Source organism: Klebsiella quasivariicola (assembly GCF_002269255.1).
GTDB lineage: Bacteria > Pseudomonadota > Gammaproteobacteria > Enterobacterales > Enterobacteriaceae > Klebsiella > Klebsiella quasivariicola.
Genome location: NZ_CP022823.1, coordinates 903,285 through 917,194, shown reverse-complemented (window position 1 = coordinate 917,194; position 13,910 = coordinate 903,285). Strand labels below are relative to the sequence as shown.

The following is a 13,910-nucleotide window of genomic DNA, read 5'->3' as shown; positions in this document are numbered from 1 at the left end:
CGGCTTGCCTGAGCCGCTGTCGCACATTCTGACAATATTCTCGCCCTTCCCTGTCCCCTGAGCGGATTACACTTACGGCTTAGCCACCGTGAGGAGAGTTCGTATGTCCAGTGTCACCTTATCCGGTCGCGGCACGCTCGGCGATCGCTAGGTTTATCGGTTGGGTTATGGCGCGATGCAGCTGGCCGGCCCCGGCGTCTTCGGCCCGCCGAAAGATCCTGAGGAGGCTGTTCGCGTGCTGCAGGCTGCCGTCGAGGCCGGAGTCAACCATATCGATACCTCTGATTTTTACGGCCCGCATATTACCAATCAGCTGATCCGCAAAGCGCTCCATCCTTACCCGGACGATCTGTGCATTGTCACGAAGGTCAGCGCGCGCCGCGACGAGAAGGGCAACTGGCTGCCGGCGATGTCCCCTGGCGAACTGACCCAGGCCGTCGAGGATAATTTGCGCCATCTGGGGCTCGACGTGCTGGAGGTGGTAAACCTGCGCAGTATGTTCAGCCCCCACGGCCCGGTGGAGGGATCGCTGGAGGCGCCGCTCGCCACGCTGCTGGAGCTGAAAGAGCGGGGATTGATCCGTCACATCGGCCTGAGCAACGTGACGGCGAAACAGGTCGCCGATGCGCAGAAAATGACCCCCATCGTCTGCGTGCAAAACCTGTATAACATCGCCCATCGCGCCGACGACGCGCTGGTGGACGCCCTCGCCGCCCAGCACATCGCCTGGGTGCCCTTCTTCCCGCTGGGCGGTTTTACGCCACTGCAGGCGCAGGAGCTGAACGACGTCGCGGCCTCGCTTGAGGCGACGCCAATGCAGGTCGCGCTGGCGTGGCTGCTCCAGCGCGCGCCAAATATATTGCTGATCCCCGGCACCTCATCCCGGGCGCACCTGGCGGAAAATATTGCCGCCGCCGAGCTGGCCCTGCCGGCGGAGGCTCTGCGCACTCTGGATAATATTGCCGCCAGTCCGCGCCCCTGACCCACCAGGCGAAACGGAGGGACCGCATCCCTCCTTAATATTTGCCTGGAAAAACCCCAACACTGCTGGCACTATAGATCCTACAAATGGGGCGTGATCGACGATCTTTTCTCATCCTCCCCGATAATCAATCTAAAGTTTTTATCCTTCGACCGGTCTCCAGCTTGGAGGCCGTTGTCGTTTTTGTCATGACCAAAATTGGAAACTCTTGATTACAGGAAACACAATATCGAATTCCAAGTTTATACAAATCAATCTGGCTGCAAAGATAGTCAATAACATCAAACGCTCATAAAAACATCTGATCAACCCCATCAGAATGTTGCTATTGCTATAAGAAAAATTCAAACGCTTCATCACAACTATTTACAAGGGATGCACATGACAGAGGGAACGATAAAGACCAGTAAGTATGAAATTATTGCTATTTTCCGCGAGGAGTTGCGCAAACGTACTGAAATTGAAATATTTTTTAACAACACCAGTATCATTACCCAACTGACGCGCGTGGATTTTGCCGAGTTTCATATTCAGACCCATCGCAAAATCCCGTCAGGCCATAAAACTCGCTTTCTCCTGCATAGCGATTCAGGGAAAATAGAGTTTAATGCAACCCTGACAAAACATGACAATAGCGGTGTAGATAAAGGTATCCGCTACGCTTTTTCATTGCCTGAATGCCTGCAGGTGGTACAGCGTCGTCGGGATCCCCGCTTTCGTTTACGCCATGAGCATGACTTTTATTGTCGCGGCCGCCATAAGAATGGCGAAAACTATCTTTTCGATATCAAAGACATTTCTGACGGCGGTTGCGCATTGATAACCAAGACGCCAAATCTGAAATTTCTCAGCCATAACGCGTTGCTGAAAAACGCCGTACTGATGCTGGCGGAATATGGCGAGATCACCATCGACCTGGTGGTGAAGAATGTCATTGTTATCACCCTGGATAACACGCAGGAAGAGAGCGAAAGTTACTATCAGATATCCTGTCAGTTTAAGTTTCGTCATCTCGACGACCAACGCAGAATAGAGAAGATACTGCTGGACTTGATCTTAGAAGCCAAGCGCAAAAAGAGAATGTGATAACCTTGGAAAGTATATTGTTGTACACCAATGATAATCTCATTGGTCACTCAATCTATCACTACCTTATTGATAGCTATGAAAATGCCTCCCGCCTGGGTTATGAGGATTTTCTACACGGGAATCATACTCCGGTCGCACAGACGGTTATTTTCAATTTAATCAATAAGGATATTTCTGTCATCAGACTGGTGGGCTTGTTGAATACGCTGCGCTTTTCCCTGCTGCGCTGCCAGCAGCCGGTGCTGGTGGTAAAAAGCGAGATTGCCGGGCTATGCAGGGAGTTGATAAAGATTGATAATGCGATGATTATTAGTGAAAAATCACCACTCACTCTGTTTTCCTCTATCATCCAGCGCGCGAGCGGCGTCAATCAACTGCCGCCGCAGCGATTGCGCAAACAGCTGTCGCAACGCGAATGTCAGATCCTGGAACTCTTGATTGCCAACAATAATAATAAACGGATTGCGGCCCTGCTTGGTATTGCCCATAAAACGGTTCATAGCCACCGAATCCATATCATGCAAAAGTTAGGCATCGAGAATTCCCGTACCATGAATCAGCGTATTGCCGCTCTGCATCAATGTTAATGTTGATAAAGTAAATCAGTCGCGGAGCAAGCGTTCTTATTCGCTGCTGATTTACATTTTCCGGCATTCCCATTAATCCTCAGGTAGCCTATAATTAATGTATCCTCTGCCTATTGTCTGACTAACCTCTTGATGAGGGATAATGAACACTAAAATATCCGAAGACAACATTTTATCTCGTAATGATATCGCTGTACGCTACGTCTTTCAGAAAATGTTTTCCCCGCAAGGTACCCTGGTCGCGGTTGAATGTTTAAGCCGCTTTGATAATCTTTCTGTTTCTCCCGAAGATTTTTTCCGCCATGCCACTGCCGCCGTTCGTGAACGTATTTTTCTCGAACAACTGGCGCTGATTGAAAAGCATAAAGCATGGTTTTTACGTAACCATATTTCCGCAACAATTAACGTTGATGACCATATCCTGAACCTGTTGCGGCAGCAGGAAATAAAAGCCAAAGTTGCCGGCCTGACCTGCGTCCATTTTGAGGTGACCGAAAACGCCGAGAATCTGCTACATAATTCTCTTGCCGCCTGGCAGAATCCACAGGATACCTCCCTGTGGCTCGACGACTTCGGCTCCGGCTACGCGGGGATTAATGCTATTCGCGGTTATCATTTTGACTATGTGAAAATTGATAAGGATTTTTTCTGGCACCTGATGCGTAAAGAATCCGGCCGTCAGTTGATGGATGCGCTGGTAACCTTTTTATCGCGCAACCAGCATAATGTGATTATTGAAGGTGTCGAAAGCGAAGCCCATAAAGAATGGCTGCAGGGAATGGAGTGGTTTGCTATTCAGGGACATTACTGGCAGGAAGTCAGTATTGAACAACTGGTCGCAGACGATATTGCCATGTAACAAAGCCGGGAATTCCCGGCTTTTTAACGTCACTTAATTATAAACTAATTCCCACGTTGCCCAGCTGGTAATCGGCCCGCTGGTGGCGCTTTTTGGCGTGGGCGAAACATAGCCAACATAATAGGTAAACAGGCCGCCGCTGACCGCGCTTTCCTGCAAACGCACCTGATTTTGCTGCGGGTCCGCTGGGACAATTTTATTACTCTTATCCAGCGTATTATTATCGTTGGTCGATAGCGCCAGATAAATATTCTGCGCACCATCAGGCAAGGTATTGGCCAGATAGCCCGCATTCTCGTTGCCGACCGCCGTCAGTAAAAAACCGTCAATCCAGCGCACGCTGACCCGGCGCACTTCATCCTGCGAGGCGGCGCCCCCATCATGGCGCAACTGGCAATTTGACAGCGCCAGGGTAAACGACTGCGGCTTCATAAATGCCCCGGCCCCGCGATCGTGCACTTCCGCCAGGCTGACCGGGGCCAGCCAGACATTGCCGCTGCCGGCATGCTGACCGCCATTCAGCGCGACGCTACAGGAGATATCCGTTACCCGACCGGCAAAATCGACACGTCCGCGGTCATAGTTGGTCTCAAAACCCCACGCCGAGGGGGCGGCGAGGCTGCCACAAAACAGCAGCCACGCGATAGTGTGTTTCGGCAATCCCTTCATTCCCCCTCCCGTATTAATCGTACGTCAGGTTAAAGATCATATGCGACTCCACCTCACCAGTACTGGTCGTCGGGCCATACTGATAAAAACGCGCATGCAGCGGTATGGTGATGTAGCGTGTTTCCTGGTTATTCAGGCGGCCGACGGTGTATTTCTTATTGAACTGCAAGGGCGATCCATCCTTCAGCACCTGGATACCGACACCTTTCGCCATGCCGCTACCGGCCTTTTCATTCAGCAAGGCGCCCATGGTCGCCGTCGTGCTGGTAGCCAAAGTGCCGGAGAACGAGGTGCTGATGTTGGCATACCCGGTTTCACTCAGGCCGCCGCTGCACTGCAGATCGATATTAAAATCTTTCCCGCCCGCGGTGGTTCCCACGCCTTTCAGATCGCTGCGCCGGATGGAGCCCACATCGACATTCATATTCTTGCCGCTCATCACCGTACAGGAGGGCGAGACCACGGTGATGGCGTTGGCGCTCAGGTAGGTTTCGAGGATCGGGTTACCGCCGCTCTCCCAGTCATAGGAGGTGTATTTTCCCGTCGCCAGGGTGCCGCTGCCGGTGGTTGCTGCGGTTTTGATTATCTCCAGCGTAAAGCGCGACCCCTCCAGCGAATAGCTGGTAGTACCCGATACCCGAGACGAAAAGACGTCGGGATAGACGATATTGACCGTCGCGCCGCCGCGGCTGAAACGCATGCCGATACCCGGCACGTTGGTGGAATAGATTTTATTGCCGAGGTCCGTGGCCCCTGGCGCAACAATCTTCGCCGCAAAGCGGTTGGTGCCGGAGGTACAGCGATAGCTCGCGCCGCCGGGGGCGCTCATCGTCCAGTCGCGGGTGAGGATCACCGATCCCACCGGCAGATCCGGGGGCACCACCACCCTGCCCACCACCATGTCCAGCATCACCGTTGGCGAAGAGAGACGCGTACAGACGGCCCAGGACGAGGTGGTTCCCAGCGCCATTAAGACGATAAAAAGCGTTAGTAATTTCCTCAGCGACATACGCTATCCTTTGTTGTTTGCGGTCCCAGATCCACCGAACACTGCCCGCCGCTCCACTTCACAATCGCGCGTTTGGCGTTCGCATCGCTGATAAACATCATGCTGCCCTGGCCAACGACGCCGATCTCTTTGCCCTCAGGAGAGAAAATACTCGCGGCGAACGGCAGCGGTTCATGGTTTGCCTGACGCGCCTGCAGAGTAAGGTTGTTCTGCACCGTGGTACCAAACGCCACCTTCACTACGCTGCCTTCCCACGGCACAACCTGCGCCACGGTGCGATCGAATGCCACGTCGTCATGGCTGCCTTTCGGGTCGATTTCAACGGCGTTAATCCGGTACGGGCGCAGATACGGCAGGATGGCGTAGCCATTGCTGTCCACGCGGGTGCCCGGCGAACCAGGGAGCATCGCGCCGGCCGCGTCTTTGGCCTCAATCAGCGCCATCGTCGAACCGCTTTCCGGCGAGAGCACCACGCCGCCGCTGTGGGCAATCATTGTCCCGCTGGCGCCGATACCGCTCTGACGATAGCCTTCGCCCTGGCTGTAACTGCCGTTGAGCGTGGTCCATGGCGTACGGTAGCTGCCGTTGAGCGCCACATCGTGCTGACCACCGGTGGCGGTCGTGGTGGACACGCCGTAGTTGAGGTTGTTTTCACGGTCCAGCGAACCGTTGATGCCGATCTGCGAACTGGCAAAACGCGAGTTGTTGAACGAAGTATTCGATGTCAGGTTGGCAGTGCGGTTGTCACCAAACCACAGCGGGTAGCTGAAGTTGAGTGAAATACGATCGTCGCGACGATGACCGGAGCTATCCGGCGTATAGACGCGCTGGGCGCTCGCCGACCAGGAGAGACGACCAAACGAATTGTTGTAGCTGACCTGGTACTGCTTCTCGGTTCCGGAACGGTTCCAGTAATCGGAGACGCGACCGCTGAGATAAAACCCGCCCCAGCCGTCCGGCAGGTTCTGGTTCACGGTGAAGGTCATGCCGTTTTTCTGCCGCCACAGGGTGTAGTTGCTGCGGCTGTTTTTTTCCTGATCGACGGCATACAGCGCGTCGTTGAGGTTGTAATAGCCTTTCGTCGAGTAGCGATACGCCGCCAGCACGATGCTGGTCTGGGTATCGGTAAACATGCGGTTAAAGGTCGCGCGATAGCTCTGGCCCGATTCATCATAGGTATCGCTTTTCAGCCGCGAATGGGTTACGTCAAAGGAGAGCGCACCGATGCCGGTGTTCATCCCGGTCCCCACCAGGAAGGCCTGATAATCGTCGAAGCCGGTAACCCCGGTGTAGCCGGTCAGCAGGTTGTTGAGACCATGCTGCCAGGTGGCCTGGTAGAGCATTGGTTTGTTGCGCAGAGCGCTGTCGTCCACTTTACCGGCAGAGAGGGCGTAGCGGGTCATTCCCGGGCGCAGCAGCTGGGCAACGGAAGCGTAAGGTACGCTAAACACTTCCACCGAGCCATCCGCCTCTTTTACCGAGACCTCAAGGTCACTGCCATAGCCGGATGGATAGACATCCTGCAGGGTGAATGGCCCTGGCGGGACGGTGGTCTGATAGATGATGTTGCTGCCCTGGCGCACGGTGACGAGGGCGTTGCTCTGCGCCACGCCGCGAATTTCCGGGGCATAGGAGCGCATGCCGTCCGGGAACATATTGTCATCGGTAGAAAGGTTGACCCCGCGCAGACCGATAGTGTCGAAAAATTCACCATTGGTAAAAATCTGCCCGCCGCTGACGATGGAGTTGATCTGCGGAATGGGGCGCTGGAGATAGGTCTGGTTGCTGTTCCAGTGCGCTTTACCCTGCTGCTGCTGCCAGTTCAGGTTACCGATGTGCTTTAGCAGCCAGCCGTCCCACGACAGACCCGCGTTAACGCCCAGATAGGCGCTGCTGTTATCCGATCCGCCGACCGAAGAGGTGTGGCTATTCCAGGCGTTGGCCATCCAGCCAAGATTAAGCGCGGTAATGCCTTTATCCCAGAACTCCGGGCTGACATAGTTTTTCAGTCGTTGATCTTCATAGATCTGCGGCACCGAGATGTTCAGGCGCAAAGAGGACTGGACCAGGTTGTCTTTGACGTTTTCTTCGTTGCGCCAGGATTTGAGGCTACCGCAGTAGCCTTCCTGCTCGCTGAGCTGTGGATTGAGCTTTTCCGCTGCGATGCCGTACTGCGCCAGCATGGCTTTGGTGTAGCAGACGCCGAGTTGACCGTCTTTGTCGCGCGCGATGCGCAGATCGTAGCGCCCTTTCCACTCGTCGTTGGTGTAGACATCAAGGGAGTATGTGCCTTCGCTAATTGCGCTGGTCGAAAAGCGCGACAGGTCGACCTTTTCGCGACTGCCGACAATAAAGCCGTCGTTAAATTGATATACCGTTCCCGGGTTTTCCTGTCCGCTGGAAAATGGCGGAAAGCAGCACAGCGCGAGGGCGATCGCGGTACTTAATCTTCCCGGGCAGAATGACCTCTGCTTCATTAGCGTTTCCCTTATTTAACGGCCACTTTCACTGCGACATCGGCGCCATAGTCATTAATGTTGTTAACGGTCAAGGTTTCACCGCGGTTGACAGCGGACGACAGCGCTACCGTCTGGCTGGACTGCGGCGCCAGCATCACGGTTTTGCTGTTCAGGGCTTTGCCGCCGTTGCGGGAGATACGGCTGACGGTAATGTAGAACGGCGACGGGTTATTGATGGCGAGACTACTGCCGTTGGCGGTCAGAACCAGCTTCTCAGCCGCCGCATCGCGGTTGCCTAACCCGGCAGGCCGGTAGATAAATTTAAAGCGGGAACGGATCGCCAGCTGTAGCACGTTCTGGCCTTCATTTTTCTGATCGGCCACCACCGGTGGGATTTCCAGCAAGTTCAGCCACCACAGCGTCTCTTTATCTTTTGCCAGGCCGGCATTGCTGCCGAGTTTAATACGCAACGTCTGGCCACTTTTGGCGTCAACGCGCGAGATCGGCGGAGTGATAATAAACGGGGTGGTAATGGTATCCGGCGTCGCGTCGGCATCGCCATTATCCAGCCAGGCCTGCGCCAGCGCCGGACGGTCGGCGTTATTTGAAAGCTGTACCGTTATTTCTTTTTCATTTCCTGGATAAATAAAGCGGGTACCGTTAACAATAATATTGTTGGCATGGGCCGCAAAACTAAAAATGAAACAGAAAAAAAGGGCAATACGCTTCATGCTGACCTCAGAATAAAAATAGAAGCGGCGGTCATCGCCGCTTTATTATTGTTATTAACTGCCCCGTGGCGGGGCAGTTTTATTTTCTGGCGGAATTACTGGTAAGTAATTTCGTAAGTCGCGTAGCTGTTGACCACACCGGTGGTTACAGTGTTCGGCGTGCTGGTGGCATAACCAACGTAGTAGGTGAAGCGTGCGCCATCGGCTACAGCAGAAGCATCGCCAACCGCTTTCGGCTGAGTGCTGTCGCCCGGGATGATTTTGTTGGTCAGCGCGGTAGCGTCGTCAGTAGACAGCACCAGCTGGATGTTCTGCGCGCCGGCAGCTTCGGTGTTCGCCAGGTAGCCCAGCTGCTTGCCGCTTGCGCTAGCCAGCAGGTTACCACCGGTCCAGTTCACGCCCAGTTTGCTTACGTCATCCTGTTTGTCACCGTTTGCAGCCTGGCAGTTAGAGACATCAATGGTGAAGGATTTCGGTTTCAGGTAAGTGTCCGCTGTTGCCGCTTTAACTTCCGTCAGGGTTACCGGAGACAGGTACACATTCGCATCGCTACCCTGGCCGTTAACGGAAACAGTACAAGATACGTCGGTAACTTTACCGAAGAAATTAACCTGGCCGCCGCCAACATTGGTATCAGCTGCATGAGCAGCAGTCATGCCAAAAAACGCGGTTGCCATTGCTGCAGAGAGAAGAACCTTTTTCATTGCCATTTCCTTGTCAGAGTGAATTACGAATCAATGAGCACACTGTGAATTCGCATAGAACCAGAAACATCAGGCGATGCTGATTTATGCCACTGCTAATAGAATCTTCGACTGACCGCGGGAGCCGCAATATTTAAGGCGTCAGGTAACGAACCTAAAAAATATAAGTTCGCTGGAACTATCGGCGTCAAAGAATGCTATTCATTCGCCGATAAATATACATTTGTTCACGTTTCATTAAGATATATAACAAACAACCTTAGGCTATTAATAAATGATTATTGATAGATGAAAACGAGACAGCGGTTGTTTACAGCGCAGGATGCCTAACGCCGGCGTAAGGGAGGAATGTAGCGGATCATGCTGCCGAAAAGGCCGCCCGGGCGCCATCGCGATAAGTCCGAATCCGCCCTGACGGCGCGGAAAATAACATCAATAAATTCATTCAATGAATGATATAGGGGTAAATGAGGCGCATTCCTTCCCGTGAACGCGAGCAAACCGCGTGATATCTCTTTCACAACACCATCAGTAATTCATTGTTTTTAAATCAAAAAACATAACGACACATCTATCCTCATCATCCACCCGCCATAAAAACGTGATCTAAATCGCACTTTTTGCAACGCATGTTATAGTTAGCAGACTTATTATAAGCCCATCGAAAGCAAACACGCTTTCCACCATAAAAGTTAAAAGGATAAACACCATGAAAAACGTAAAATTACTCGCCGCTGCCGGTATGCTCTCTCTGGTTTCTTTCGCTAGCTTCGCTCACCCGGTGAGCGTCACTGCTGACACCCTGGATAGCGCAGAAGCGAAAATCGCAACCATTGCGAAAGAACAAGGTGCTTCCTATCACATCACCGAAGCGTACACCGGCAACCAGGTCCATATGACCGCCGAGCTGTCTAAATAAGCGAATGGTTGCAGAGGGAGCTGCCGGACAGGCCGCCTGCGGGTGGCTGGTCTGGCTCCCGCCGCCCACCCCGCACACAGCAATGTCGAGCCCCGTTATGGGGCTTTTTTCGTTTTTGCTCCCGCCGCCTGGCGCGCCAGCGCGCGCTGGATAGACAACACGCTCGCCAGCACCACGATCAGTCCCACCAGCGCCATCCCCTGGATCGTTTGTCCCAGAAATATCCATCCCAGCACCACGGCGGTCACCGGGCTCAGCAGACTCATCGCCGACACCGCCACCGGCGAGAGGCGACCAATTCCCCGGAACCACAGACCATAGGCCAGCATCGCACCCGCCACGCACAGCCACAGATAGCCTGCAACCTGCAGCGCGGTCACCTGATGCAGAGGAGGATCAACGATCAGCGCCACCGGGGCCAGTACCACCCCACCGATCGCCAGCTGCCAGCCGGTCAACGCGACAATCGGCAAGGAGAGCGCCCAGCGGCGGGAAAGCCAGGTGCCCAGCGCCATACTGATCGCGCCGAGAAACGCCGCGCCGATACCCAGCGGGTCGAGGACGGTGTGCGGCGACAGCAGCAGCATGGCCATACCGAGTATACCGGCGATGGCGGAGAACACCGCCAGCCAGGGCGAACGCTGCCGGTCTACGCACCAGGCGAGGAGCATCACCAGCAGCGGCTGGATCGCGCCAATCACCGCCGCCAACCCGCCGGGTAAGCGATAGGCGGCGATAAACAGCAGCGCCTGAAAAGCGCCGATGTTTAAAATACCGGTGACGATAAGCTTTACCCATTCGCCGCGCTGTGGAAAGCGGCGGCTCCAGATCAGCAGAGCGATTCCTGCCGGCAACACCCGCAACAGCGCAGCGATAAAGGGTCGATCCGGGGGAAGAAACTGGGAGGTGACGATGTAGGTCGTTCCCCAGATAGCGGGCGCCAGCGCCGTCAGCAGTAAGTCGAGCATCAAACTACGCGTGAGAAATGCCATGATTTTATCTTCACTTCAAGGTAAATTGGTGACGGAAGTATGTACCGCAATGTATCTTGATATCAAGACAAGTGAGCACTGATGGACAAATCACCGCTGAACGACGCCGTTGATCGCATTCTCGCCCAGTGGCAGCGGGAGCGACCCGATCTGGACTGCAGCCCGATGGGACCAATTGGCCGTCTGAAACGATGCGCCATGCTGCTGGAGCCGCAGGTGGAAGTGGCCTTCACGCGTCACGATCTGGTGCGCTGGGAGTTTGACATGCTGGCGACGCTGCGCCGTGCCGGGGCGCCTTTCATTCTCTCACCGACTCAGCTCTTCTCGACGCTGATGATCACCTCCGGCACCATGACTCATCGTTTAAAGGCGCTGGAGAAACGCGGGTTTATTACCCGCCTGCCGAACCCGGAGGACGCCCGCAGTATGCTGGTCGCCCTGACGCCGGTCGGACGCGAGCGGATCGATCGGGCAGTGGAGAGCCATGTCGACAACGAACGACAGCTGCTGGCAGGACTCAGCGACAGCGAACGCCAGCAGCTGGATCAGGCGCTGCGGGTGTTGATGCGCCTGCTGGAAACGGGCTAACAGCCCGCCGCAATAAAGTCGCCGTTGGCGCTGATCGGCACCACGGTGAAAAACAACCCCACGGCAAAGAGGATCAGAGCCAGACCGCCGAGGATCTTCACCAGCGGCACCAGCCAGGGCCGCGGGCGGTGAGTCGTGGTCAGCCGCTTGACCGTTCGATGACGCGCATAGTGGACCAGCAGCGACAGACCAAGGATCGAAAGTCCGGTGCCCAGCGCCATGGTCATCACTGCGGCGATGCCCCAGCTGACAATCCCCAGCGCGTTGGCAAATAACAGGATCATGATCGCCCCGCTGCAGGGCCGGGCGCCGATAGCCAGCACCACGCCAAGGCGCGTCTTCCAGTCAGCGCCCTGCAGATCCTGCCCCACGCCGTGATGGCCGCAGCCGCACGAGGCGTCATGCTGATGCGCTGGCGTCAGGCGGCGAATCACCTGTTTTGCCGGCCACAGGCTTTGCAGAGCGCGAAAGATAACATAAGCCCCAAAGGCGCCGATGGTCAGGGCGCTGATCTTCTCGACGTACCAGCGGCTGGCGCTAAGATCGCCGGCGGCCAGATTCAGCCCCACCGCAAGAATAAAGACGAAGAGTATCGCAGTGACCCCTTGCAACAAGCTGCCGAGAAAGGGCACTACCCGCGCCGCCGTCAGGCTCTCCTGATTGGTGCTGAGGTAGGTCGTCACGATAAACTTGCCGTGTCCCGGTCCGATGGCGTGCAGCACACCATAGAGAAAAGCGCCCACCAGCAGCCAGACGCCGCCGCTATATTGATGGTTGTTCAACAACAGAAGGTACATCACCAGGTAGCGATGCAGGGTAATTTGCGTGGCGAGACACCACTGGAGAAAGTCGCCCCAGTGGCTGTGCAAGGTGATGCCTGCGGCCAGCAGCAGAAGACCGCCGCTCCCGGCCGCCAGCAGGCGCCAGTCGCGGTGCTGAATCGGAGTCGTCATCATTATGCCATTGTAGAAAACGTAAACCGCCTGATGGCAACTTCACATCAGGCGAACGATGTGTCTGCTCTGAAGGGCGGGGAATTTATCGCAGCTTTTCACATGACTGTTCATAGTCACAGGCTCCGCATTATCTACCGGTCGCTGCCTTCTCTACACCATGTTAGCGCAAAATGCCGCAATATCTTCAGCATACCCTTGACATCTCTTTTAATGAGTTATTGGTTAGCGCTTACCCATACCCTGTAAAACGAAAATTGACGCGCAAAATTACAGATAAAAATAAATAAGTTATTTCTGTCCGGGCATTTTTTGTCATTTATTATGCAGCGCGTCCGGCAAGAATATTCTTTAACTGCTATTTATTTATGGTGCTTTTCAACAGGACCACTCCCATGAAAAGAGGCTTACTTACCCTGGTCTGCATTACGCTACTGATACCCTCGCTTGCCGCACACGCCACCTGGCGTGGCGACAAACGCCAGGACGCCCGCGATATCCGCCAGGATAGTCGCGAACAAGGTCGTGATACCAAACAGGAATGCGTCCGCAATAACAATCAAAGCAACGCCAGCTGTCGTCATGATAAACGGGAAAATCGCCGTGAAGGTCGCCAGGAGGCACGTGACGAAAAATGGTGAACCGGCAGGCTTCGGCGTATCCTGGATGTGAGTCCTTCCCGCGCCGAAGCCGTTAATTCTCCCCTGATACTTCCATCGCCAACCTGACGTTCCTGGCATGCAGCTTATTCTTAACAGGCAAGCGGGCATTCCAGCCAACCGTCAGACCCTATAGCAACACTAACCTGTTCTCTTCTTCCCCCCATTGCTATCTCCCTGCTGACGCTGACTGTGACGGTTATAATCTCATTCACCGCACGCCCCAGCTTAAGCTTACCCATTGAAATAGGGCGTAAAGCGCCCTATTACAGACAATGCTATTATCACCAGGCTTTTTGCAGTATGGTTTAATTGCTGTTGTAGTTTTGCAGTGAATGCTATCCAGACGACTTAAGGTTGTATTTTGTCTGAGAAATTTCTCATGCCATTCCCGAAGGTTGTCGGTGCGGGAGGCTGGTTTACTGGGTTGACGTTGCCCAGCAGACAGGCAATAAATCACGACGGCATTGATAGCCGCCTTGCCGTGGCCGGAAGCCCGTGCCTTCATCAACATGCGGGCATCATCAAGAGGATCAGGGATGTACAGGACGTGGAAACCCCCAGGAAAAATTCATCTGTTCAGCCAGCTCACCCTTTCTTTACCCTTCAGATTGCGGCCTCTTATCGTTAGCGATGGAGATAGCCCATGATACCGCTCATGTTCGTAGCAAATTAAAACGTTATCACCACGCTGTTTCAAAATAAAAAGG

General features: G+C 54.4%; 15 protein-coding genes. 8 read left to right on the top strand and 7 right to left on the bottom strand.

Annotated elements, in window-relative coordinates; all coding sequences use genetic code 11:
- Nucleotides 1–160 precede the first annotated feature (160 nt).
- From B8P98_RS04670 to mrkJ, 4 genes are all read left to right on the top strand, one after another.
- The gene (locus B8P98_RS04670) at nt 161–982 is read left to right on the top strand and encodes an oxidoreductase (RefSeq protein WP_227676554.1); all 822 of its coding nucleotides are present in this window, start codon (nt 161–163) and stop codon (nt 980–982) included.
- Nucleotides 983–1,363: 381 nt separating this feature from the next.
- Nucleotides 1,364–2,068 (top strand): transcriptional activator MrkH, encoded by a 705-nt coding sequence (mrkH, locus tag B8P98_RS04665; RefSeq protein WP_095032785.1) that lies wholly within the window; start codon nt 1,364–1,366, stop codon nt 2,066–2,068.
- A gap of 5 nt (nt 2,069–2,073) precedes the next feature.
- Entirely contained in the window at nt 2,074–2,658 is a 585-nt protein-coding gene (gene mrkI / locus B8P98_RS04660; protein ID WP_025711267.1) for a transcriptional regulator MrkI, read from the top strand.
- Nucleotides 2,659–2,800: 142 nt separating this feature from the next.
- Complete coding sequence (gene mrkJ, locus B8P98_RS04655) at nt 2,801–3,517, top strand: cyclic-di-GMP phosphodiesterase MrkJ (RefSeq protein ID WP_080897052.1); 717 nt, start codon at nt 2,801–2,803, stop codon at nt 3,515–3,517.
- A 33-nt stretch (nt 3,518–3,550) separates the two neighbouring features.
- On the opposite strand, the gene mrkF is transcribed toward mrkJ, so the two are convergent.
- The 5 genes from mrkF to B8P98_RS04630 form a co-directional block, all read right to left on the bottom strand.
- Nucleotides 3,551–4,186 carry a type 3 fimbria minor subunit MrkF gene (gene mrkF, locus B8P98_RS04650; protein WP_095032784.1) on the bottom strand — a complete coding sequence of 212 codons (636 nt, stop codon included), beginning with the start codon at nt 4,184–4,186 and terminating at the stop codon, nt 3,551–3,553.
- Between the two features lie 13 nt (nt 4,187–4,199).
- The gene (gene mrkD / locus B8P98_RS04645; RefSeq protein ID WP_080924653.1) at nt 4,200–5,195 is read right to left on the bottom strand and encodes a type 3 fimbria adhesin subunit MrkD; all 996 of its coding nucleotides are present in this window, start codon (nt 5,193–5,195) and stop codon (nt 4,200–4,202) included.
- The gene (gene mrkC / locus B8P98_RS04640) at nt 5,186–7,672 is read right to left on the bottom strand and encodes a type 3 fimbria usher protein MrkC (RefSeq protein ID WP_080897050.1); all 2,487 of its coding nucleotides are present in this window, start codon (nt 7,670–7,672) and stop codon (nt 5,186–5,188) included. Before mrkC ends, mrkD begins: the two co-directional genes overlap by 10 nt.
- A gap of 11 nt (nt 7,673–7,683) precedes the next feature.
- Nucleotides 7,684–8,385 (bottom strand): type 3 fimbria chaperone MrkB, encoded by a 702-nt coding sequence (gene mrkB / locus B8P98_RS04635; RefSeq protein WP_025711262.1) that lies wholly within the window; start codon nt 8,383–8,385, stop codon nt 7,684–7,686.
- Nucleotides 8,386–8,480: 95 nt separating this feature from the next.
- Complete coding sequence (locus tag B8P98_RS04630; protein ID WP_095032783.1) at nt 8,481–9,089, bottom strand: fimbrial protein; 609 nt, start codon at nt 9,087–9,089, stop codon at nt 8,481–8,483.
- 709 nt (nt 9,090–9,798) lie between these two features.
- Here B8P98_RS04630 and B8P98_RS04625 point away from each other — a divergent pair.
- Nucleotides 9,799–10,008 carry a YdgH/BhsA/McbA family protein gene (locus tag B8P98_RS04625; protein ID WP_002916131.1) on the top strand — a complete coding sequence of 70 codons (210 nt, stop codon included), beginning with the start codon at nt 9,799–9,801 and terminating at the stop codon, nt 10,006–10,008.
- Nucleotides 10,009–10,103: 95 nt separating this feature from the next.
- On the opposite strand, the gene B8P98_RS04620 is transcribed toward B8P98_RS04625, so the two are convergent.
- Complete coding sequence (locus B8P98_RS04620) at nt 10,104–11,000, bottom strand: EamA family transporter (RefSeq protein WP_025714826.1); 897 nt, start codon at nt 10,998–11,000, stop codon at nt 10,104–10,106.
- Nucleotides 11,001–11,081: 81 nt separating this feature from the next.
- Between B8P98_RS04620 and B8P98_RS04615 the strand changes: the two genes are divergently transcribed.
- A complete protein-coding gene (locus B8P98_RS04615; protein WP_080897048.1) occupies nt 11,082–11,588 on the top strand; it encodes a MarR family winged helix-turn-helix transcriptional regulator in 507 nt (168 codons plus the stop codon).
- Here the strand turns inward: B8P98_RS04615 and B8P98_RS04610 are convergent.
- Entirely contained in the window at nt 11,585–12,541 is a 957-nt protein-coding gene (locus B8P98_RS04610; RefSeq protein WP_080897133.1) for a nickel/cobalt transporter, read from the bottom strand. The genes B8P98_RS04615 and B8P98_RS04610 overlap by 4 nt on opposite strands.
- Before the next feature lie 395 nt (nt 12,542–12,936).
- Here B8P98_RS04610 and B8P98_RS04605 point away from each other — a divergent pair, with 395 nt between their 5' ends.
- Both B8P98_RS04605 and B8P98_RS31860 read left to right on the top strand, forming a co-directional pair.
- Nucleotides 12,937–13,182, top strand: coding sequence for a hypothetical protein (locus B8P98_RS04605; RefSeq protein ID WP_095032782.1), 246 nt, complete (start codon nt 12,937–12,939; stop codon nt 13,180–13,182).
- 400 nt (nt 13,183–13,582) lie between these two features.
- Nucleotides 13,583–13,831 carry a hypothetical protein gene (locus tag B8P98_RS31860; protein ID WP_042930031.1) on the top strand — a complete coding sequence of 83 codons (249 nt, stop codon included), beginning with the start codon at nt 13,583–13,585 and terminating at the stop codon, nt 13,829–13,831.
- Nucleotides 13,832–13,910 lie beyond the last annotated feature (79 nt).

Excerpts from the sequence above, each read along its gene's own strand:
- mrkC (WP_080897050.1), bottom strand. The coding sequence starts at position 7,672 with ATGAAGCAGAGGTCATTCTGCCCGGGAAGATTAAGTACCGCGATCGCC.
- mrkF (WP_095032784.1), bottom strand. The coding sequence starts at position 4,186 with ATGAAGGGATTGCCGAAACACACTATCGCGTGGCTGCTGTTTTGTGGC.
- mrkB (WP_025711262.1), bottom strand. The coding sequence starts at position 8,385 with ATGAAGCGTATTGCCCTTTTTTTCTGTTTCATTTTTAGTTTTGCGGCC.
- B8P98_RS31860 (WP_042930031.1), top strand. The coding sequence starts at position 13,583 with ATGCCATTCCCGAAGGTTGTCGGTGCGGGAGGCTGGTTTACTGGGTTG.
- mrkH (WP_095032785.1), top strand. The coding sequence starts at position 1,364 with ATGACAGAGGGAACGATAAAGACCAGTAAGTATGAAATTATTGCTATT.
- mrkD (WP_080924653.1), bottom strand. The coding sequence starts at position 5,195 with ATGTCGCTGAGGAAATTACTAACGCTTTTTATCGTCTTAATGGCGCTG.
- B8P98_RS04625 (WP_002916131.1), top strand. The coding sequence starts at position 9,799 with ATGAAAAACGTAAAATTACTCGCCGCTGCCGGTATGCTCTCTCTGGTT.
- B8P98_RS04615 (WP_080897048.1), top strand. The coding sequence starts at position 11,082 with ATGGACAAATCACCGCTGAACGACGCCGTTGATCGCATTCTCGCCCAG.
- B8P98_RS04605 (WP_095032782.1), top strand. The coding sequence starts at position 12,937 with ATGAAAAGAGGCTTACTTACCCTGGTCTGCATTACGCTACTGATACCC.
- B8P98_RS04630 (WP_095032783.1), bottom strand. The coding sequence starts at position 9,089 with ATGAAAAAGGTTCTTCTCTCTGCAGCAATGGCAACCGCGTTTTTTGGC.
- mrkJ (WP_080897052.1), top strand. The coding sequence starts at position 2,801 with ATGAACACTAAAATATCCGAAGACAACATTTTATCTCGTAATGATATC.
- B8P98_RS04610 (WP_080897133.1), bottom strand. The coding sequence starts at position 12,541 with ATGACGACTCCGATTCAGCACCGCGACTGGCGCCTGCTGGCGGCCGGG.
- B8P98_RS04620 (WP_025714826.1), bottom strand. The coding sequence starts at position 11,000 with ATGGCATTTCTCACGCGTAGTTTGATGCTCGACTTACTGCTGACGGCG.